This is a genomic window from Azonexus sp., from assembly GCF_047638095.1.
Taxonomy (GTDB): Bacteria; Pseudomonadota; Gammaproteobacteria; order Burkholderiales; family Rhodocyclaceae; genus Azonexus.
Genome location: NZ_JBLJBW010000014.1, coordinates 1 through 19,840, shown reverse-complemented (window position 1 = coordinate 19,840; position 19,840 = coordinate 1). Strand labels below are relative to the sequence as shown.

At 59.3% G+C, this 19,840-nt stretch carries 18 protein-coding genes; 9 read left to right on the top strand and 9 right to left on the bottom strand.

What is annotated here, in order from left to right:
* Positions 1 to 31: 31 nt before the first annotated feature.
* From ACM62Q_RS05325 to ACM62Q_RS05310, 4 genes are read right to left on the bottom strand one after another with little or no spacing between them, the layout of a single operon-like run.
* Entirely contained in the window at positions 32 to 970 is a 939-nt protein-coding gene (locus ACM62Q_RS05325) for a nucleoside recognition domain-containing protein (protein WP_415034319.1), read from the bottom strand.
* Complete coding sequence (locus tag ACM62Q_RS05320) at positions 971 to 3,340, bottom strand: protein kinase domain-containing protein (protein ID WP_415034317.1); 2,370 nt, start codon at positions 3,338 to 3,340, stop codon at positions 971 to 973.
* On the bottom strand, positions 3,337 to 3,765 hold the full coding sequence (locus ACM62Q_RS05315) for a DUF3293 domain-containing protein (RefSeq protein ID WP_415034316.1): 429 nt from the start codon (positions 3,763 to 3,765) through the stop codon (positions 3,337 to 3,339). Before ACM62Q_RS05315 ends, ACM62Q_RS05320 begins: the two co-directional genes overlap by 4 nt.
* A gap of 13 nt (positions 3,766 to 3,778) precedes the next feature.
* Entirely contained in the window at positions 3,779 to 7,291 is a 3,513-nt protein-coding gene (locus ACM62Q_RS05310; protein WP_415034314.1) for a DUF748 domain-containing protein, read from the bottom strand.
* Between the two features lie 158 nt (positions 7,292 to 7,449).
* Here ACM62Q_RS05310 and ACM62Q_RS05305 point away from each other — a divergent pair, with 158 nt between their 5' ends.
* The 4 genes from ACM62Q_RS05305 to ACM62Q_RS05290 all read left to right on the top strand — a co-directional run bounded on the left by ACM62Q_RS05305 (position 7,450) and on the right by ACM62Q_RS05290 (position 12,580).
* Positions 7,450 to 8,352: a substrate-binding periplasmic protein gene (locus ACM62Q_RS05305; RefSeq protein ID WP_415034312.1), complete on the top strand. Its 903-nt coding sequence runs from the start codon at positions 7,450 to 7,452 to the stop codon at positions 8,350 to 8,352.
* Complete coding sequence (locus ACM62Q_RS05300; RefSeq protein ID WP_415034309.1) at positions 8,342 to 10,333, top strand: PAS domain-containing protein; 1,992 nt, start codon at positions 8,342 to 8,344, stop codon at positions 10,331 to 10,333. The genes ACM62Q_RS05305 and ACM62Q_RS05300 overlap by 11 nt, the downstream gene beginning before the upstream one ends.
* The gene (locus ACM62Q_RS05295; protein WP_415034307.1) at positions 10,330 to 10,968 is read left to right on the top strand and encodes a response regulator; all 639 of its coding nucleotides are present in this window, start codon (positions 10,330 to 10,332) and stop codon (positions 10,966 to 10,968) included. The genes ACM62Q_RS05300 and ACM62Q_RS05295 overlap by 4 nt, the downstream gene beginning before the upstream one ends.
* 187 nt (positions 10,969 to 11,155) lie before the next feature.
* Positions 11,156 to 12,580, top strand: coding sequence for a bacteriohemerythrin (locus ACM62Q_RS05290; protein WP_415034305.1), 1,425 nt, complete (start codon positions 11,156 to 11,158; stop codon positions 12,578 to 12,580).
* 23 nt (positions 12,581 to 12,603) lie between these two features.
* Here the strand turns inward: ACM62Q_RS05290 and gloB are convergent, their stop codons facing one another.
* Positions 12,604 to 13,362, bottom strand: coding sequence for a hydroxyacylglutathione hydrolase (gene gloB / locus ACM62Q_RS05285; RefSeq protein ID WP_415034303.1), 759 nt, complete (start codon positions 13,360 to 13,362; stop codon positions 12,604 to 12,606).
* Between gloB and ACM62Q_RS05280 the strand changes: the two genes are divergently transcribed.
* Genes ACM62Q_RS05280 through ACM62Q_RS05260 form a run of 5 tightly spaced genes read left to right on the top strand, consistent with a single transcriptional unit; the run spans position 13,361 to position 17,547 of the window.
* On the top strand, positions 13,361 to 14,131 hold the full coding sequence (locus tag ACM62Q_RS05280; RefSeq protein ID WP_415034301.1) for a class I SAM-dependent methyltransferase: 771 nt from the start codon (positions 13,361 to 13,363) through the stop codon (positions 14,129 to 14,131). The two genes, gloB and ACM62Q_RS05280, sit on opposite strands and share 2 nt — an antisense overlap.
* Positions 14,124 to 14,591: a ribonuclease HI gene (gene rnhA / locus ACM62Q_RS05275; protein WP_415034299.1), complete on the top strand. Its 468-nt coding sequence runs from the start codon at positions 14,124 to 14,126 to the stop codon at positions 14,589 to 14,591. Before ACM62Q_RS05280 ends, rnhA begins: the two co-directional genes overlap by 8 nt.
* Positions 14,591 to 15,316, top strand: a complete 726-nt coding sequence (dnaQ, locus tag ACM62Q_RS05270; protein WP_415034297.1) for a DNA polymerase III subunit epsilon — start codon at positions 14,591 to 14,593, stop codon at positions 15,314 to 15,316. The genes rnhA and dnaQ overlap by 1 nt, the downstream gene beginning before the upstream one ends.
* A gap of 4 nt (positions 15,317 to 15,320) precedes the next feature.
* Positions 15,321 to 16,196, top strand: coding sequence for an esterase/lipase family protein (locus ACM62Q_RS05265; protein WP_415034295.1), 876 nt, complete (start codon positions 15,321 to 15,323; stop codon positions 16,194 to 16,196).
* 31 nt (positions 16,197 to 16,227) lie between these two features.
* Positions 16,228 to 17,547, top strand: coding sequence for a M18 family aminopeptidase (locus tag ACM62Q_RS05260; RefSeq protein ID WP_415034293.1), 1,320 nt, complete (start codon positions 16,228 to 16,230; stop codon positions 17,545 to 17,547).
* A gap of 39 nt (positions 17,548 to 17,586) precedes the next feature.
* Here ACM62Q_RS05260 and ACM62Q_RS05255 read toward each other — a convergent pair whose 3' ends face one another.
* From ACM62Q_RS05255 to ACM62Q_RS05240, 4 genes are all read right to left on the bottom strand, one after another.
* On the bottom strand, positions 17,587 to 17,982 hold the full coding sequence (locus ACM62Q_RS05255; RefSeq protein WP_415034291.1) for a type II toxin-antitoxin system HicB family antitoxin: 396 nt from the start codon (positions 17,980 to 17,982) through the stop codon (positions 17,587 to 17,589).
* An 11-nt stretch (positions 17,983 to 17,993) separates the two neighbouring features.
* Positions 17,994 to 18,176 carry a type II toxin-antitoxin system HicA family toxin gene (locus ACM62Q_RS05250; RefSeq protein WP_415034289.1) on the bottom strand — a complete coding sequence of 61 codons (183 nt, stop codon included), beginning with the start codon at positions 18,174 to 18,176 and terminating at the stop codon, positions 17,994 to 17,996.
* Between the two features lie 131 nt (positions 18,177 to 18,307).
* A complete protein-coding gene (locus tag ACM62Q_RS05245) occupies positions 18,308 to 18,556 on the bottom strand; it encodes a glycosyltransferase (protein ID WP_415034287.1) in 249 nt (82 codons plus the stop codon).
* Between the two features lie 354 nt (positions 18,557 to 18,910).
* On the bottom strand, positions 18,911 to 19,840 hold a 930-nt coding region (locus tag ACM62Q_RS05240), incomplete at its 5' end, for a hypothetical protein (RefSeq protein ID WP_415034285.1).

Below are 19,840 nucleotides of genomic sequence, written 5' to 3'. Positions count from 1 at the left end.
AACATTTTCAAAACATTTTCAGAACAAAAAATCAGCCCAGGAAGGCATGACCCAGCGTGCGCAGGGCGATGCCGACACAAGCGCCGTAAGCCGCCGGTTTCCACACCTGGGCGATACGCGGCCCGGCGGAAATCAGCACGGCGACGCCGGGCAGGTCAAAGGGGGAAATGAGAAAACCGGCGCTACTATTGAGCAGTTCGGCGCTCATCTGCCCGGCGCGGCGCATGTCATCGACCACACCCATCATCGCCGTGCCGCCAGCCAGATATTTGGTCAGCGAAGGCAAGACCAGCATGCGGTCGATGCCGGCCCAATCCAGAAACGGGGCCAAGAGCACGGTGAGCGCATCGATGGCACCGAAGGTACGCAGTAAAGTCACCGCCACCAAAGAGAGCACCAGCATGGGAATTGCCCCGGTGGCGAGGCGAAAGGCTTCCGCCCCGGCGCGGTTGATGACGTCCAGAATCCCTTTGGCGCTGTCGGCAAGCGGATGATCGAGATGCTCGTCGAGCTGGCCTTCGGTCACCGACAAGTTGCGGCCAAATACATAGTAGGTCGCACTCGCTGCGGCCAGACCGCCGAGCAAAGACCACAACAAGGTAAGCCCGATATCCAAGCCCATGGTCATCATCGGCAAGGCGGCATTGGCCTGCGACATGGCAAATACCATGGCCAAAGTGGCGGCGATATGGCGATCGGAGGCCCCGCGCTGCGCCATCATGGTCAGCGTCGCCATCGGTGCGGCGAAGCTGACGAAATTGATCTGCAGCGCAGCAAATACCCCCAGCCCAGTCAGACCAAAGGGTTTGAGCAAGGGGGCGGTTTTGTCCACCAGCCAGTCGAGCACGCCGCGAGCTTCCAAGAGACGCATCAAGGAAAGCATCACCACCATCACCGGCAAAAGCACGAACAAAGAAAGCTCGACTGCCGAGCGTCCGGCGCGCAACAAAATATCGACCAAAACTTCCATTTAGCCGCCCTGTTTGATCGCCAGCACCGCTTGGTTGCGCAGGGTGCGCAGCAGTGACAATTCTTTTTCAGCAATAACGATGCTGTTGGCGGCATCGGCATCGGCATAAATCATCGCCACCGGCTTGCCTTTGATGGTCAGCGGAAACAAGATGAAGGAGCGGGCCGGCGTCAGTTTGCGGTACCACTCGGGAATGCGCGGTGCAATTTTCGGATCTTCGATATCGCTGATGAGAATATCCGCCCCGCGCGCGCAAGCGACGAAAAACACATCCGCCCCGCTGCCCAGCGGAAAACGGAAACTACGCGCCAAGGCCGGGCTGTCCGGCCCCAGACCGAAACGCCCCTGCATGGTGTTGTTGCGCGCATCGCGGATGCACAGCAGCACCCGTTTGAAACCCATCGCCCGGTACATGGTTTCGAGAATGATGCGCAAAATGTCATTGAGCTTGAAATCATCGACCAGGGTGTTGCTGATATCCTGAATCCCTGCCGTCAATACGGCTTGCGCATCCGGTTTTTCGGGCAGTTCCGGGCTGTCTTCCAAAACACCGACAGCCTCTTGCAGCACGGTGCCACTGAAAGTGCTAGCCACCCCCGCATCGGCTTCGAGCGCGCTGCCTTGACTGGCAAATTCGCGCATCTGCCGGCCAAAAGCGCTTTGTTTGACGTTCAGTTGAATGATGCGGGCAAATTCGCCGACTTCCTCGATACTGCGGCGCACACTCAAGGCCAATTCTTCATCGTTGAGTGGCAAAGCATCCGTAAAACGCTGCTGAATTTTCTTCATTTCGCGCACACGCGCCTCGGCAGACGCAGCAGCCAGGCTTTCGCAAAGCTGCTCGGCCAGGCCGGAGAGGGCGCGCAGCCGCTCTTCATCGCTTGCCGGACGACGCACCCGGCCGGGCGGCAAATCGCGCATGGAATCGACGATCAGCGGGGGGAAACCCCACTGTTTGGCAATCGCCAGCCCCAAATCTTGCAAACCAATGCCCAGCGCCATGCGCGCCGCGGCTTCTTCGCTACAGCCTTTTTGCGCCATCTGGCGGCGAATCTCCTCGCTCTCTTCGGGAAAGTAATAGAGCGCGAGCAAGCGCCCCAAGCCATGAAACAAGGCGCAAATGAAGGCTTGCTCCGAGTTGCCCTGACGCGTCAGCGTACTCAGATCGCGCGCCAGCACGGCCGCCAGATTGCTGCGCAAGAACGCTTCTTTCAAAGGGCCGGCATGCGCCTTGTTCTGCAGATGCTCAAAAAGCAGCACGGTAATCGCGATATTCCTTACCGCTTCGAAACCAAGCACGATCACCGCGCGCGAGACGGTGCTGATGCTACCGCCGCCAGCGGTGCGAAAATGCGCTGAATTGACCAGGCGCAGAATTTTGTTGGTCAAGGCAAAGTCGCGCAAAATCGTACTGGACAGGCGATTGACGCTTTCCGTTTCGCTGTTGGCAATGCGGTTGATCGCCGTAACCGATTCCGAAAGGGCTGGAAAATCGCTTTTATGGCGCATGCGGCGCAGCAAAAACTCCACCGTCGCCTGCGCATTGCCTTCTCCCACCGGCGTTTCCAGCGGCGGCTCGAGATACTCATCGAGCGCTGCAGCAAACTGTTCGGCGCTCTGGTAGCGCAAGGCAGGGTCCGTCGCCAGGGCTTTGTGCGCAATCACGCTCAGGCGCTCATCGGCCGGGCAATCGGCCGGCAGACGCACGCTCTTATTGGCCACCTGCTGCAACAAATTTTGCACATCATTGCCGGCAAAAGCCCGCTGGCCGGTGAGCATTTCGTAAAAGATGAGGCCGGCGGCAAAAATATCGGAGCGCTCGCTCAACTCCCGGCGCAGAACGTATTCCGGCGCCATGTAATTCGGCGTACCTGAGAGCTGATCCATGCGCTCGCTCGGCGCATCGATCGGCGTGGCGATGCCGAAATCCATGACGCGCGGCACATCATCGGCGGCCAGCAAAATGTTCGAAGGTTTCAAGTCGCGATGAATCACCCCGGCCGCGTGCGCCTGCGCCACCGCCGCCAAAATATCGCGCAAAATTGCCGCCGCGCGCACCGGCTGCAAAGCCCCGTGAATGCGCAAAAACTCCGCCAAATTGCGGCCCGGCACATATTCGAACACCAGGTAGAGATCGCCCTCTTCTTCACCTGCTTCAAAAATCGGCACCAAATTGGCGTGGCGCAAACGGCTGACCGAGCGCGCTTCGCTCAACAACACCCGGTTTTGCGCCGGATTGGGGCGCTCGAAATGCAGGGTTTTGATCGCCACTTCGCGTTCCAGCTGCGGGTCCCAGGCGCGATAAACCACGCTCTGCGCGCCGCGCCCGAGTTCGCCACGAATTTCAAAACGACCGATTTTTTGCATCATGTATCCAGTTCAGCCGTCCAGGCCAGCATCGGAATGCCTTCTGCACTCCCCCACAAGACGGCATTTTGGCCGTAATCGGCCGCCAGCGCCAGCGCATCCAGGCGTTCCAGATGCGGCACGAACACGCTTTCCTCGAGCGGCCAAGCGGCGTTATCGGCCAAGTTTTCTGCGTTATAAGTTTCGTAATTGCCCAACAGCAATTCACCGATCAAATCGGCCTGGCGCTGCGCGTTTTCCTCAGCGCTCAAAACGATGCTGCCCGGGTTGAATGCCGTCAACACAGCGAAACAGGTAATGCCTTCGCGGGCCAGCCAAGCCGCCAGCGGGGCATTGGCTTCACCCACCCGTAAATCCAGGCAATCTCCCGGCAAATAGACGCGGTAACAGGTGGCGACATAGGCCGCCAGCAAGGCCTCGGACGACATTTTCGCTCGCCGCTTAGTGCAGGTTAAAGACGGCTTGCGCCCCGGCGGGCGGCGTCTGCCCAGGCTTGGGCGGCACCAGAAAAATCCGCCCAGGGTCGACCTTGCCCTCGTCCACCAGCCAGCTTTGCACGCTTTCCGCCCGCTGACGGGCGAGGAGCGCGAGATCGCCCTCTTCCGCCGGCGTGTTGGCCATCAGCAAGCGCTCCATTTCTTCAGCAGGAATATCTTTTTGCAGGCCGATCACGTTGCGCGGTTTGGGAAACTTTGCCGCCTTATAGACCCGCGCCAAGTAGGCCGGATATTCCTCCGGCGTGATGCGCACCTCGCGCAGTTCCAAGGCCTCCGCGTTTTTGTCGCCGCCTTTTTTCTGCAGATCGGCCAATTTTTCGCGCCGCATCAAACGCTCGATCGCCACCCGCTTGATGCCCTCGCGCTCGCTTTCGGCATCGGCATAGCCGGTGATGTCGAGCTTCAAACCATCGCGCTCCTGCAAGGCTTTGGCCAGCGCTTCCAGTTTTTTCTGCGCGGGCGCATCGATACGTCGCCGCCCCGGCTCAAAACTGATATTGGAGAGTTCCTCGCCATCGCCAAACATCGAACCCAGAAGCGCAAAGGGCGAAGTCACCGCTTTCACGAAAAGATTGACGATGACCTTGATGACCAGGCCACCAATGGAAAATTGCGGATCATCGAGCGAACCGGCAATCGGCAAGCGAATGTCGATTTCCCCCCGATTATTGCGCAACAGGGCAATCGCCAGCTTGACCGGCAGGCTGGTGGCGTCCGGGCTATCGGTTTTCTCGCCAAAATTGAATTGATCGATAAACAAATGGTTTTCGGCGCTCAGTTTCTGATTTTCCAGCTTGTACGCAACATCCAAGCTGAGTTTGCCTTTTTCAATCAGATAACCCGCGTATTTGCCGGCATAGGGCGAAAAGCCGGTGAGATCGACGCCTTTGACTTCGGCTTTCAGATCGAGAAAAGACTTCGCCGCCAAAGGGTTCAACTGCGCCGTAATCAAGACCGGCGCGCCTGCCCCGTAGTTGCCGCGCAATTCCATGTCGGCCAGCGTCCCCGCCTGCGCGGACAAACCCGTTACCCGCCCGGAAAGCTTGCCGATATTGACCGTGTAATTGGGTTTGACGAAATAATCGGAAAAATTGACGGTGCCGTTATTCAGCGTGATTTTGCCGATTTTGATCGGCAGCGGCGGGGTAGCTGGGGCTTCAGCGACGGCCGGCGCGGTATTTTTTTCCTCGGCCGGTGTGCCGGAGGCGGGGTTTTCCAGCGGTGCCGCGGGGGTTTCTTTCTGGCGCAAGATGTCGGCCAGATTCAGGCGGCCATTGGCGTTCAGGATCAGGCGGGAGAAAAAGTCCGTCAGCGCGATTTCGCCGATATCGATGGCGAGCGGCGTCAGGCGAAAATCAATGCCCCCCACGTGCAAGGATTTCCACTTGAGAAAATCACTTTTGTTTTCCTTGTCGACCAAAAGCAAATTACCCAGCGTGGCAGAACCGCGATAGGCCAGTTTCAGTGCGTCCTTCCCGGTTTGCTCGTCGAGAGAAAAAAGCAATTCGCCGCTGTTGGAGAACTGCCCGCGCTGCAAGGCCGCGTTCAAATGCGGATCGATATAGCCTTGCAAGACGTCGATCGGCACCCCGGTCGTTTTCAGTTGCAGCTTGCCGGCCAGCGGCTCGACCTGAAGCCCGCCGTTGATCTCCAGCTGCCCCTTGTCATTGAGCTGCGCCTTCATCTGCAAACGCGCTTCTTCCTTGGGTAGATTGCCCAGTTTTTCCGCCACCAGCTGGAGCTGATCGATTTTCTGCACGGCGCTCGGATTGACGCTGCGGTCTTCGAAACGCAAGGCCAGATCGGCCACTTCCAGACGCGCCAGTTGCGCCCGCCAGGGCGCGATCTTGGCGGTTTTGTCGGCGGTTTTGTCGGCAGTTTTATCAGCCGGTTTCTCGGCGGTTTTTTTGTCTGCCTTGAGCTGCGGCGGATTCAGCCAGTGCAACAAGCCTTGCGCATCGCGCAAAAGCGCCAAGCGTGCGCCTTCCAGGCGTACAGCGGCAATTTCGGCCCGCCGCCCCGACAGATCGAGTACCACGCCGTCCACCGCCAGCTGACGGGCGCGCAAGGCTTCGGCAAAATCGATTTCTGCCGTCAAGGATTCCAGCTGCAATTTCTCCAGCGCCTGATCGAGCGCCCCCAGGCGCAGGTTGAGCGATCGTACGCTGCCACTGACGGGCGCGGCGTTCGAGGCATCCTGCCAGCGCAGTTGCGCATTATTGAGGGCCAAGCCGCCCAAAGACCAGCGCAAAGGCGGGGTTTCCGAGGCTTTTTCCTGGGTTTTTTCCTGATGTTTTTCCTGGCTTGCAGCGTTTTTCTTCCCAGCCTCTGCTCCCCCTGCTGGCGCGCCTTCCTTCACCAGTGCGCCGGCGGGCGCTGCCGCCACGGTGTTCTCCTGCGGCGCGGCCTGCAAGCGATCGAGCAGACGCAAAAAATTCAGTTCACCGGCACGATCGACTGTCGCATCGACTTCCAGACCATCGAAAGTGAGCTGGCGCACGGCAAAACGCTGATTGAAAAGGTCGATTTCGTCCAGATCGAGCTGCATTTTTTGCCAGGCGATAAACGGCGCATCTGCCGCATCGGTGAGTTTCACGCCGTTCAAGGCCAGCTGCCCGCTCAGGACCAGGGAATTCACCCCGCCCGGCAATTCACGAAACACCGCCTGCACGCGGCTATCGAGCGTCGCCGCCGGCAAATGCAAAGGGAAATTTTTCGGCAAATAAGCGTGCACACCACCCAGGTCGAAGGCATCGAGCGTCAGGTCGATCTGGCTGTGCCTGTCTTGCGCAAACGGCCGGCTTTCTCCCTCCAAGCGCAAGGGGGCACCGTTGATGTGGGCCGCAAACAAAGGCTGCACCTCGATTTTGGCCTGATAAGGCAGGCTGGAAATGAAAGGCAGGCCCAGATGCAGTTGATCGATGCGGTGCGCTTTGCCATGCTGCTCGTCGTTGAAGCGCAAATCGCCCGCCGTGATCTCAATGTTGTTCAAAGAAAAGCGCGGTGTCGGCCCCGGCGGGCTGTCGTCGGGCGCGAGCCATACATCGAGCAGATCGGAGACATCGAAACGCCCATCGGCATGGCGTGTCACCGCCAAACGCGGATGGGTGAGTTTCAGCGCATCGACCACCGCCGCCATTTTGAAAAGAGAAGCCGCCGACAAATTGATGTACAGCTCATCAAACCCGGCCTGTTCCGCCGTCTGTCCCGCCGCCTGTTCCGCCGTCTGCCCCTCTCCCGCTTTGCGGCGCACCGAAACACCGGAAACACGCACAGCAAGCTGCAGGGGATTGACCTCGATCGCTTCGATCGTAACCTCACGGTGCAGGATTTCGCTTAATTGTGTCGTCAAAACATTTTTCAGAATCGGCGGCAGTACCAAAAAGCCCAGCAAGATCAATACGGCAAAGCTGCCCAGCAGCCATTTCGCCCAATACCGGTTTTTGGGGGTATCCACGCGCTCACGTAGCTGTAACAATCTTGAGGAAGAATGTGAAGACCCTGTGTTCATGCTCGTTTTAGGCAAAAAGTAATCTGCTGAATCTAGCATAGTCAGACGTGGCAAGATAACGCCTGCATCGCTATTTTTTGTTCTGTTTTTGTTTCATTTACGTTTTGTATTTCACACCCATCCTGATACGCCCAATCGCCCACTCTTTATGTTTTTGCCGCCGCCCCGGCAAAAACATAAAACAGCCCCTGCTCGCCGGGCTGCTTGTCTGGCTGCTCGTCTGGTTGCTCACCGCCGGTCTGAGCCTGTTCACTGCACCTTTGGCGGCGGCCGACACCTTGAGCCGCATCGAGGCACAACAGGCAATCGATGTCTGCATCTGGCCCGATTACTACGGCATTTCCTACCGCAACCCGAAAACCCGCGAGCTCTCCGGTATCGGCATCGATCTGGCGCAGACGCTGGCGCAAGATCTGGCCGTGTCGCTGCGCTTTGTCGATAGCTCCTTCCCGCGCCTGATCGACGATTTGCTTTCCGAGCGCTGTGCCGTGGCCATCTTTGCCATTGCCGTAACACCGGAACGGCAACGACATCTCGATTTCACCCAACCCCATTTGAGCAGCGGCATTTATGCCGTGACCACACGCAGTAACCGGCGCATCCGCAGTTGGCAGGACATCGACCGCCCCGGCAATGTGGTGGCCGTCGCCCGTGGCACCTACCACGAAAACATCATGCGCCACACCCTGCGCTACGCCCGCCTGCTCGTCACACAGCGCCCCAACGGGCGCGAAGAAGAGGTGCAATCCGGGCGCGCCGACGTGTTCATGACCGATTATCCCTACAGTCGGCGTACGCTGGAAACAACCCCCTGGGCGCGCCTGATCGAACCACTGCCGGGCACTGAAAAAATGCCTTACGCCTTCGCCTTGAAACCGGGGGATAGCGCCTGGTTGGCGCGCCTGGAAGAATTCGTCACGCACATCAAGCGCGATGGTCGCCTGGCCGACGCAGCGCGCCGGCACCGCCTGCTGCCCATCGTTGTCAGCGACACCCATGCCAATTAAACCGCGTACCCCACGCCAGATTTTTTTTAGCGTTTTAGCGCTGCTCACGCTGCTATTTCTGGGCAGCACCAGCTACACCTTGTGGCGTTTGCACAACGAAGCCCTGGAACGCATCGCCGCCAACAGCGATCTGTATGCCCAGATATTTGCCACCCATCTGGAGCAAACCTTCAATGCCGTGCAACTCACCCTCGAACAGCTCGATGCGCACGCCACTAACGAAGATTTGCTACGCGCCTTGGAAAACGCCCCTTACCTGCGCTCGCTCTCACGCCTGGATGGGCAAGGAAAAATCAGCGCCAGCTCAAACCCCGCCAATCTCGGCCAGGCAATCGATCAAAGCGCTTTTTTGCCCGCCACGACCCTGCCCGGGCGTTTTTTACGCGCCGCACCGCCCTGGATCGGGCGCGATTTCAATGCCGGACGTCTCAGCACGGCAAAGCAACCCGCTGCCGCCAACGACCTGCTGCTATTACCCGTCTTGCGCCATAGCGACAGCCCTGCCACGGCCGGCAGTTTTCTTGCGGCCATCAACCCCGATTACTTTCTCAACTACTACGAACAGCACCGCGGCCACCCGAAAAACACCGTCGATATCCTGCGTTACGACAACAGGCGATTACTCTCCACCCATCCTGAACACCTGCCCGGCAGCATGAACGAGCGCGCCCCCGATGCGGCCACCCTAAGCCAATACAGCAGCGGCCGTTTCAACAATGAGCAAGACGACTCGCAGGAGATGTTGGGCAGTTTTGCCGAAGCCCGCGAAACGCCGTTTTTCGTCAGCATGCAAATCGATAAAAAAGAAGCCATGGCAAGTTGGCAGCACGAAGCCTGGCACAGCATCGCAACCACCTTGTTTTTGCTCCTCACCACCTTTGCTGCCAGCAGCCTGTATTTTTTCCGTTATGAGCGCATGACCCGCCAGCGCGCCGCCGACATCGAACAAATCCGCCTGCATCACAGCGCCTTATCTGCCGCAGCCAACGCCATCATCATCACAGACAAAAACGGGCGCATCGAATGGGCGAATCCGGCGTTTTGCCGCATGACGGCTTATGCCTTGTCAGAAGTACTTGGGCGCACGCCGGGGCAACTGCAAAACGCCGGTCACCAGCCCAAAGCATTTTACCAACGCCTATGGTCGACCATCTTGAGCGGCCAGGTATGGCGCGGCGAAATACTCAACCGCCGGCGCGACGGCAGCCTCTACAGCGAAGACCAAACCATTACGCCGGTACTCGACGAAGGCGGCGAAATCCGCCATTTCATTGCCGTCAAACAAGATATCAGCGAGCGCAAAGAAGCCGAACGCCGCGTCAATACCCTCTCGCACCAACTGATCAACGTCCAGGAAAGGGCCCGCCGCCGCCTGGCGGGTGAATTGCACGACCGCACCAGCCCCAATCTTGCGGCCTTGAGTATTCACCTGGAAGACACCATCGCCCGCCTGAACGCAAACGACACCACCGATTTGGCACTCCATCTGGAAGATGCACGCGCCCTGATCGAAGACACCACGGCGAGCATCCGCGATATCTCAAACGATCTGCGCCCGCCCATTCTCGATTACGCCGGCCTGTGCCCGGCGCTGACCAGCCATTTGCAAGCCTTTACCCGGCGCACCGGAGTCCGTGCGCAGCTGCACTGTAACGACGATGCCCGCCTGCCGCCGGCGCAAGAATCCGTTTTATTCCGCATTGTTCAAGAAGCGCTGACAAATTGTGCCAAACACGCCCAAGCGAGCCGCATCGATGTCTATTTGGCACGCCAGCCGGCACAGATCGAATTGCGCATCGAAGATGACGGCGCAGGTTTTGCGCTGGAAGAACTCGGTCAAGACAGCCAAAATATCGGCCTTGGCATCCTCACCGTGCGCGATTTAACGGAATTTTCCGGCGGCAGTTGTCATATTGACAGCCGCCCCGGGCGCGGTACCCTACTGCGCATCACCTTGCCTCTAGAAGGAGAACCCGCGTGACCTTTCGCCTCTTGCTGGTCGATGACCATCAAATGTTTCGTGAAGCCCTCCATCTTTTACTCGAGCGCAATCCGCGCCTGGAAATCGTTGGTGAAAGCGGCGACGGCCACGAAGCGCTGGCGCTGGCGCGTAGCCTGAAACCGGATGTCATCTGTCTGGATATCGATTTGCCGGGCATCAACGGCATCGAAATCACCCGCCGCTTGAAAAATGAACTCCCGCAATGCCGCGTCATTGCCTTGTCGATTTTTGCCGACCGTGGCTACATTTCCGACATGCTCGCCGCCGGCGCGCTGAGCTATGTCACCAAGGCCGCCGCCAGCACCGAGCTCCTGCGCGCCATCGATGCCGTCTGCCTCAACCGCAGCTACCTCTGCCCGGAAACCACACAAGCCATTCGCGATGTGCTGGGCGACGGCCACAAACTTGCCGCCAGCAAACTCGGCGGGCGCGAAACCGAAGTCCTGCGTCTGGTCGCCAGCGGCCTCACTTCCGGGCAAATCGCCGAAAAACTGGGCATCGCACAATCCACCGTCGACGTCCACCGGCGCAACATCATGCGCAAACTGCGCATCGACAGCGCCGTCGGCCTCACCCACTACGCCATCCGCCATCGCCTGGTGCCTTCAGTGTAAGCCAGCCGCCGACAACGGCCACCTACCCCCTCGCCTACCCCCGCTTACCTGTTTACACGTAGTGCCATAAGCATTTTCAGGAATGGCACAGCCCCAACTTGCGCCCTAGAATGCAAGACAGTGTCAAAAACTGTGTCTTTCGCCGCTTATTTTCGTTTTCTATCATTTGCCAACATTTCCAAACAACGTGGATACCCGTAGCATCCAGCACCCCCGCCATGAGGCACCGATCGCCGATGTGCTCGAATGTATCGACGAGGGCCTGCTCTGGCTGGATCGCAATTTTTGCATTGCAGGCTTTAATCAAGCCTATCTGCACCTACTTGAACTCGATGCCTTTACCCCGCTGATCGGCCGCCCCTTCAAGGAATTACTGCAGCAATTCGAGCAGGAAGGCGACCAGATCGACGGCGTGGACCCAGCCAAACATATTGCCGATTGCATGCACCGCATGCAGCGCCAGGAAGATTGGCAAGCAATCCGCATCCGTCCCACCGGCACGGTGCTGAAGGTCAAGGCCCGCCCCCTGCCCGACGGCGGCTACGTCTTCACCTATACCGATATCAGTGTCGAGAGCCGGGCTTTTGAGGAATTGCGCCGTAATGCCAAGGCCACCGTCGTCGCCTTTGCCAATTTTTCCGAGCACCGCGACACTGACACCGGCGCGCATGTCTTGCGGGTTGCTCGGCTGGTCGGCGAAACCGCACGGCTGCTGCAACAACGTGGGCATTTTTCGGGAATTCTCGACGACGCCTACATCGACCAGGTCGCCACCGCCAGCATCCTGCATGATGTTGGCAAAATCGCCACGCCGGACCGCATCTTGTTCAAACCTGGCCCGCTCGATGCCCACGAGCGCAACACCATGCGCCAGCATGCCGTCGACGGCGCGCGCATGCTAACGCAAGCCAGTCTGCTCATGGACAACAGCCGCTATCTCGAACTGGGCGCAGAAATCGCCCTGACCCACCACGAATGGCACGACGGCAGCGGCTACCCCAACGGCCTGGCCGGCGAGGAAATTCCGCTCTCCGGGCGGCTCTGCGCCCTGGCTGATGTATTCGACGCGCTCACCTCGCGCCGCCCCTACAAAGCCCCCTGGAAAACCCTGCACGCCATCGAGCAGATCCGCAGCCTGAGCGGGCGTCAGTTCGATCCCGTTGTCGTCGAGGCTTTTCTCGAGGTGGTCGAAGGGCGCAATCAGGTCAAATTGGTCAACTGGCAGCCCGAAATGAGCGTGGGCAATACCCACATCGACGAACAGCACCAGATTCTCATCGACACCATCAATCAGCTGGCCAACGCCGAAATCCGCAACGACCGCGCCATTGTCGCAATGATCATCGACGAGTTGATCAATTACACGGTCTTTCATTTCGAGTATGAAGAAGATTTGATCGCCGCCGCCAACTACCCCGACCTCGAACAACACCGGCGCATCCACCAAGGCTTCGTGCGCTGGATCCGTCAGGTGCGCGAAGAATTCACTTACCACAGCCGCCGCCAGCTCGGCAGCGAAATCCTGGGCTATCTGCGCGACTGGCTACGCAAGCACATCCTCGGCGAAGACCAGCGTTACCGGCCGTTCCTGGATAACGCGGAAAACGACTGAGGCAGCGGCAGCGGCAAGAGAACTCAGCCAAACCCATTACGCCACGCCCGCAAGGCCGCGAACACCTCCACCGCATCGTCACTGAGCGCGCCCTGCGCGCGGGCGGCGGCGATGACCGCGGGTTCGCTGCAACGCAAAAAGGGGTTGGTCGCCTTTTCTTCCGGCAAAGCAAGCGGCACGGTCGGCAAACCGGCCTGCCGACGCGCGGCGACCCGGGAAATGCGCTCGCCAATGGCCGGGTTGTCCGGCTCCACCCTTTGCGCGAAAGGCAAATTCATCTGCGTGTATTCGTGGGCGCAGTAAATTTTCGTCGCCTCCGGCAAAAGGGCGATGCGCGTCAGCGCTGCATACATTTGCGCCGGGCTGCCCTCGAACAAACGGCCGCAGCCGGCCCCGAACAAGGTGTCGCCACAAAAAAGCGCTTGCGGCGCAAGATAGGCCAGATGGCCGCATGTATGCCCTGCAACATCGAGAACCTCGACTTGCACCCCCAGCACATCGATCTTTTCACCGCCCGACAAGGGCTGAGTCCGCCCCGTGATAGACTCTTTGGCCGGCGCAAAGACCTGGCAAGGCCAGCGTTCGAGCAGCGCCGCCACGCCGCCTTGATGATCCGCATGGTGATGTGTGACGAGGATGCCGGCCAGCTCCAATCCGTGTGCAGCAAAGTGCGACAGGACGGGTGCCGCATCGCCCGGATCGACCACGAAAGCGCGCGCGCCGCGCTGCAACACCCAGATGTAATTGTCCTTGAACGCAGGAATGTACGAGATTTGAAACATGCCGGAACTATCGCGTCCAGACCCCAGCTTGTCAAACACGCCGCGTAACCGCGACGAGCTCGGCCCGTGGCTCGCCTCTGCGCTCGGGCGCTACGTGCTGGAGTGGGAAAGCGCCCAGATCGATGCCGCGGTGGCCGATATTTTTGGTTTTAACGCCCTGCAGATCGGGCTGACGCAGCATGATTTTTTGCGCGCCAACCGCATGGCGCTGCGCGCCCACGTGGGCCTTGGTGCCGAGATTGCCGTGCAGTGCCACCCAGAGCAGCTGCCCTTTGCCAATCAGAGCGTGGACCTCATCGTCTTGCCCCATGTGCTTGAATTTACGGAAGATCCCCACCAGGTGCTGCGCGAGGTGGAGCGCGTGCTGATACCCGAAGGCCAGCTCGTGATCAGCGGCTTCAATCCCTTGTCGCTCTGGGGTTTGCGCAAACAGGCCGGGCGGCCAACCCATTACCCCTGGACCGGGCGCTACCTTTCGTTGCCGCGCCTGAAGGATTGGTTGAATCTGTTGGGTTTTAGCATCGACACCAGCCAACTGGGCTGTTATGTCCCGCCTTTTGAAGAACAAAAATGGCTGCAGCGCTGGCAATTCACCGAGCGTGCCGGGCGCCGCTGGTGGAAATTTTCCGGCGCGGTCTATATGCTGCGCGCCGTCAAGCGCGTCCCCGGTCTGCGCCTCATCACCCCGAACTGGCAGAAAAAAACCTTGCGCGACAAAGCCTTGCAGCCGATTGCGCGCAAAACCCCAAAGGAAATTCACAGTGACTAAAGCGATTCCGGCAGCCCCCAGCGTGGTCAACATCTTTACCGACGGTGCCTGTCGCGGCAATCCCGGCCCCGGCGGCTGGGGTGTGCTGCTCAAAAGCGGAGCGCACGAAAAAGAAATGTGGGGCGGCGAGGCCGACACCACCAACAACCGCATGGAGCTTTTAGCCGTCATCCGCGCTCTGGAAGCCATGAAACGCCCGGTCAGCGCCCAGGTACACAGCGATTCGCAGTACGTACTCAAAGGTATCAGCGAATGGATACACGGCTGGAAAAAAAACGGCTGGAAAACCGCCGACAAAAAACCCGTAAAAAACGCCGACCTCTGGCAAAAGCTCGATGCCTTGCGCGCCCAGCACAAAATTGAATGGATCTGGGTCAAAGGCCACGCCGGCCACCCGGAAAACGAACGCGCCGACCAACTGGCCAATCGCGGCATCGACGACTTACTGAAAGAGCTCTAATGCGCCAAATCGTACTCGACACCGAAACCACCGGCCTGGACCCGCGCCAAGGCCACCGCATCATCGAAGTGGCCTGCATCGAATTGGTGAATCGCCGCCTGACCGGCAAGCACCTGCACAAATACCTCAACCCCGAACGCGACATTGATGCCGAAGCGCAGCGGGTGCACGGCATCAGTCTGGAATTTCTTGCCGACAAACCCAAGTTTGCCGACATCGCCGATGAATTTCTCGAGTTCATCAACGGAGCCGAGTTAATCATCCATAACGCGCCTTTTGATCTTGGTTTTCTCAACGCCGAACTCGACCGGCTCGACCGCGTGCCGGTGGAAACCCTGTGCCAAGGCGTGATCGACACCTTAAAAGAGGCCAAGGAGCGACACCCGGGCAAGCGCAACAATCTCGACGCCCTGTGCGAGCGCTACGCCATCGACAACTCCGGGCGCACCCTGCACGGTGCCTTGCTCGATACCGAGCTCTTGGCCGAGGTATACCTGGCTATGACGCGCGGCCAAAACAGCCTGATGATCGAGGCCGAGGACGCGCCGGTGCCGCAATGCGATGCCGACGGCAAGGCCCGCCAACGTAAGCCCCTGCGCGTTCTTTTGGCGAGCGCCACAGAAGAAAACGAGCACGCCCGTCTGCTGGCCGACATCGACAAAGAGAGCAAGGGGCAATGTCTATGGCTGGCCCAAGCCGCCGCCCTTGCCGACGGCAGCGCGTAACACCATGTCTGCCCTGCGCCTGCAACTTTGGCTCTGGCTCGAACTCGGGCTCTACGCCTATCTCGGCCAAACTTGGTTCGGCTGGACACCCGGGCGCGCCCTCTTGGCCGGGGCGCTTTTCCTGCTCGCCTTGCGTCTGGGGCAGAGTCTCGCCACCTGGGGTTTTAGCGCCCGCTGCGCCGAACCCGGCGAGTTGCGCCCGCGCCTTGGGCAAATTCTGCACGAAGCCGCCGCCAGCCTGTTTACCCAGCTCCTCGTCCTGCCGCTGCCCAGTCTGTGGATGGCTCCGGATCGCCTGCAAGCGGGGCGTCCCATCGTCCTCCTGGTGCATGGTTACAGCTGCAATCGCGCCGTCTGGTGGCTGCTGCGCCGGCGTCTGGAAGCCGCCGGCCTGAATGTCGCCACACTCAACCTGCGCCCGCCCTTTGGCAGCATGGGGCGCATGGTGCCGCTCGTCGCGGCGCGCATTGCCGCATTGCGCCAAGAACAGCGCAATACACCAATCATCCTCATCGGCCACAGCATGGGCGGCCTGGTCTGCCGTTCCTGGCTCGCCCGCTACGGCGCGCAAAAAGGACACGGTGTGCGCCGCCTGATCACACTGGCCAGCCCCAACAGCGGCACGGCGCTGGCGCGTTTCGGCTTTGGCCAAAACAGCCGCGAAATGCAGCCGGATTCCCTTTGGCTGCAAGATCTGAGGCATGAACGCCCGAATCTCCCGGTGATCGCCCTGGAAAACCCGCTCGACAATTTCATCATGCCGCGCGCGCACCAGCGTCTGACCGGCGCGGACAATCAACGCACGCCACCGGTCGGCCATTTGCAGCTCCTCTACGATCGCGAAGTCGCCGCCCAGTTGATCGCCCTGTGTCAGAAGTGACCGTCTCCAAAGCCCATGCCCCCTCAAGCCTATGACATCCTATTCCCCCCGCGCTGCCGCACAGACCTTGCTCGATTTCATCGCCGCCAGCCCCAGTCCTTGGCACGCCGTCGAACGTGCCAGCCATGAGCTCGAAAGCGCCGGTTTTATCGCGCTCGATGAAACCGCCCGCTGGTCTTTGCGCCCTGGCGCGCGCTATTACGTCACGCGTAACGCCAGCGCTCTAATCGCCTTCACCCTGGGCAGCGATCCAGCGCAAGGCATCACCTTGATCGGCGCGCATACCGATTCGCCCGGATTACGCGTCAAACCACAGGCGGCGGATCGCCAGGGCGACCTGGAACGGCTCGCCGTCGAAGTCTACGGCGGCCCCATCCTCGCCACCTTTGCCGACCGCGATTTAAGCCTGGCCGGACGTGTCGTGCTTGACACACCGGAAGGCTTGCAAACCCGGCTTTTACACATCGCCCGCCCCCTCTTGCGCCTACCCAACCTCGCCATACACATGAACCGCGAGGTCAATGAGGCCGGCCTGAAATTCAACAAGCAAACCGAACTGCCGCCAATTTTTGCCATAAGCAACGCGCTTACCTCAGCGCAGCGCTTTCGCGCACTTCTGGCACAAGAGCTGAACTGCGCCGCCGAAGCACTTTTGAGCTGGGAATTGGCCGTGTGCGACACGCAGGCCGGCGTTTTCTGGGGGGCAGAAGAAGAATTCATCGCTGCGCCCCAGCTGGATAACCTCGCCTCCTGCCACGGCGCGCTGCGTGCCTTGATCGACAGCCCCCCCAGCCCGCAAACGGCACTGATTGCCCTGTTCGATCACGAAGAAGTCGGCTCCGAAAGCAGCGCTGGGGCCGGCGGCTCCTTCCTTAACGACGTGCTCGAACGCATTGCCCAGCAACAAGGGCTCAACCCGGAAGATCAGCAACGTGCCCGACGGCAAAGCTTTTTCATCAGCGCCGACATGGCGCACGCCTGGCACCCCAATTTCCCTCAAGCTTACGAACCCGGCCACCGCATCCGCATCAACGGCGGCCCGGTCATCAAATACAACGCCAACCAACGTTACAGCACCAACGCCGAAAGCGCCGCGCGCTTCATGGCGCTCTGCGCAAAAACCGGAATCCCCTGCCAGCACTACGCCCACCGCAGCGATTTAGGCTGCGGCAGCACCATCGGCCCCATCCTCGCCGCCCGCCTAGGCATCCCCGCCATCGACATCGGCAGCCCCCTCTGGGCCATGCACAGCCTGCGCGAAAGCGCCGGCGCAGCCGACCACGCCTGGCTGATCCAGGCACTGAGCGCGGCCCTGCAAAGAAAGTCTTTCGAGCAAAAAAAAGCCCGGTGATCAAGACGATGCCGGGCGGGTTTGTTTTTAGGCAGCGATCTACCTCATCGCAACCCTTGCTGCCTCCGCCAAGAATCCGGAACGGGTTTCACCATGGCTGCGGGCATAGTCATCAATCTTCGCCAGCAGCAAGCGCGGCAAAGTGATATTGACCTTCTCTGCCGGCCCGAAATAACGCTCCACCGGCACCTCGACCACAGCCCACACCCAGCCCGTGAAATCCGGGTCCGCCTGATGCTCGGACAACAACCTCGGTGCCGGCACATCGCCGCCATCCTCAATCAAGGTTTCGCAGTGCAGATCGATCGCTTCTCGGGCGTTATCAATCGCCTCATCCAAGGTGTCGCCCGCCGAAAAACACCCCGGCAGATCGGGCACAACCACCCCAAAGGCATGCCCGTCATCGCCGGGTTCGATAGCAATCACAAATCTCATCACGTTCTCCTTTACTTCAACCCAGCCTGCTTCATCAGCTTGTGCACCAGTCCAGCCCCCAGATCCTTCTTGGGGTGCGGCACGCTCAAATGACCGCCGCGCTGTGGGTGGACATAAACATGGTGCGAGCCCTTGACGCTCCGCAGGACCCAACCCGCCTTTTCCAACTGTTTGATGAGTTCTGCGCTGTTCATGGTGGTTATCATAACCATTCATCAGAAATCATCAACACTATAACCACAAAAAAACTGACCCGGTGCGCGGCAAGCCTCGGCCTTCATGCCGGGGAAGGATAGCGCGGACGCCGTAGGCGTCCTTTGGGCGGTCAGTGTGGTGTCTGCTGTTGTTCGATGTATTGGCGGATGATCTCGATGGGCCGATAGACATTGAGGATGGCGCGTGTGTCGTCTTCGGACCCGTCGTCCGACGCCCAGACCGCCCAGTTTGAGTGCGACTGGGCCTGAAAAGAATCCAGTTGCTCGGCGAGATAGTGCTGGCCGTGGTAGGTGCACAGCAGGATGGCAACCTTGGGCAAGGCGTTATTGACATCGTGCGAAGCATTTTTTTCAGGCATGGGCCGCAAAATTGGTTTTGTTTCCACGAGACACAAGACCAACGCCTACTCAAACAGATTGGCCCAACTCATCACACGCTTTTTTGGTCGCTGAGATTTTGTTTTCTCTTCTTAAATGCAAAAAAATCCTGACTGACAGGATTTTCAGCGCTCCGCAACAAAAGCAGGGATTACTTGGTGGTGTAGTTTCCTGTTACAGGAAACCGCCCTGCCTCGTCGGAGAGGACACCGTGGGAAAGATTATATACGAATACGGAGGTCCGAGAAAAGTTCGCAGCCCCCCGCGCACTTCCGATCCCCGATAGCTTGGCCGACGCGGTCCTTTTGGATGTAGACTCTGTGATCAGGCCATCTTCACGGTGCTGAATCTATGTCGAACTCCAGCCAATCTCTCCCAGACCAAAGAAAGCCGTCCTCCTCTGGTATGGCAGAGGCACCCTTCGGTCGCATAGAAAAGTGTCGCTTTTTCCCTGTTGTCTTGAGCGACCAGGTTGCCTGGCAGGTCCCGCATTGACAGTAGAAGTCTTGCTGCTGCCCACGTTCGAATCGCGCTGGATGTCCACAAAGTTGGGCAAGTGCTGCGACCTGTTCGATGGTCACACCGACGGCGTCCTCAACTTGTGAATTGGCCGCACCTTTGAGTGATGCCTTCAGTTCGGCTGCTTTCTGACCATCGAGTGGCGCGAGGAGCCTAACGTGGGTAGGCGAAATAGATTCAAACTGTTCGGGCCAAGTCTCGGTTAGCTTTTTGGCCAGTGTGGGCAACGGCCCCATTTTTCGGCCATGACCTTGGAGCAGCTGCCGCAACATCCACTCATCGATCAACTTCCCCACCTTCTCCACGACATAAAGATCCAGCGGTGAAACAGGAAGACTCTGCGACGATGCGACACTGGTTGGCACGCCTGGCCAACACACGATGCGACCAGGCTCCAGACTCTCACTGATATTTATTGACGCGCCGAACCAGGCAATCGGCAGGATTCTCAGGGTAGATCTCTCAGACTGAGTTACGACCCAATCATGTACATCACGCCGGAGTACGAAACGCCGTCCCGCCCAACTGAAGACGAAATCTCCATCAACCCTGCGCAGACCATACCGTTCAAGCGCCCGCCTGATCACAAGACCAACGTAACCGACGTAAGCCAATTGCAATTGCAGTTGCCGCGCCAAGCGCTCTTCCGGGGGTAAGAGCCGGTCTTCTCTGAGCTTCCCCCGAAATTTAGTCTGCCAAGGGTGACCTAAAATTAGCGTTACTTTTGGAAGGCAAAAAATGAAAAT

Bases quoted from the DNA above. Each gene is read 5' to 3' on its own strand.
- dnaQ (WP_415034297.1), top strand. From the start codon at position 14,591: ATGCGCCAAATCGTACTCGACACCGAAACCACCGGCCTGGACCCGCGC.
- ACM62Q_RS05320 (WP_415034317.1), bottom strand. From the start codon at position 3,340: ATGATGCAAAAAATCGGTCGTTTTGAAATTCGTGGCGAACTCGGGCGC.
- ACM62Q_RS05315 (WP_415034316.1), bottom strand. From the start codon at position 3,765: ATGTCGTCCGAGGCCTTGCTGGCGGCCTATGTCGCCACCTGTTACCGC.
- ACM62Q_RS05265 (WP_415034295.1), top strand. From the start codon at position 15,321: ATGTCTGCCCTGCGCCTGCAACTTTGGCTCTGGCTCGAACTCGGGCTC.
- ACM62Q_RS05250 (WP_415034289.1), bottom strand. From the start codon at position 18,176: ATGAACAGCGCAGAACTCATCAAACAGTTGGAAAAGGCGGGTTGGGTC.
- ACM62Q_RS05245 (WP_415034287.1), bottom strand. From the start codon at position 18,556: ATGCCTGAAAAAAATGCTTCGCACGATGTCAATAACGCCTTGCCCAAG.
- gloB (WP_415034303.1), bottom strand. From the start codon at position 13,362: ATGTTTCAAATCTCGTACATTCCTGCGTTCAAGGACAATTACATCTGG.
- ACM62Q_RS05280 (WP_415034301.1), top strand. From the start codon at position 13,361: ATGCCGGAACTATCGCGTCCAGACCCCAGCTTGTCAAACACGCCGCGT.
- ACM62Q_RS05260 (WP_415034293.1), top strand. From the start codon at position 16,228: ATGACATCCTATTCCCCCCGCGCTGCCGCACAGACCTTGCTCGATTTC.
- ACM62Q_RS05255 (WP_415034291.1), bottom strand. From the start codon at position 17,982: ATGAGATTTGTGATTGCTATCGAACCCGGCGATGACGGGCATGCCTTT.
- ACM62Q_RS05325 (WP_415034319.1), bottom strand. From the start codon at position 970: ATGGAAGTTTTGGTCGATATTTTGTTGCGCGCCGGACGCTCGGCAGTC.
- ACM62Q_RS05300 (WP_415034309.1), top strand. From the start codon at position 8,342: ATGCCAATTAAACCGCGTACCCCACGCCAGATTTTTTTTAGCGTTTTA.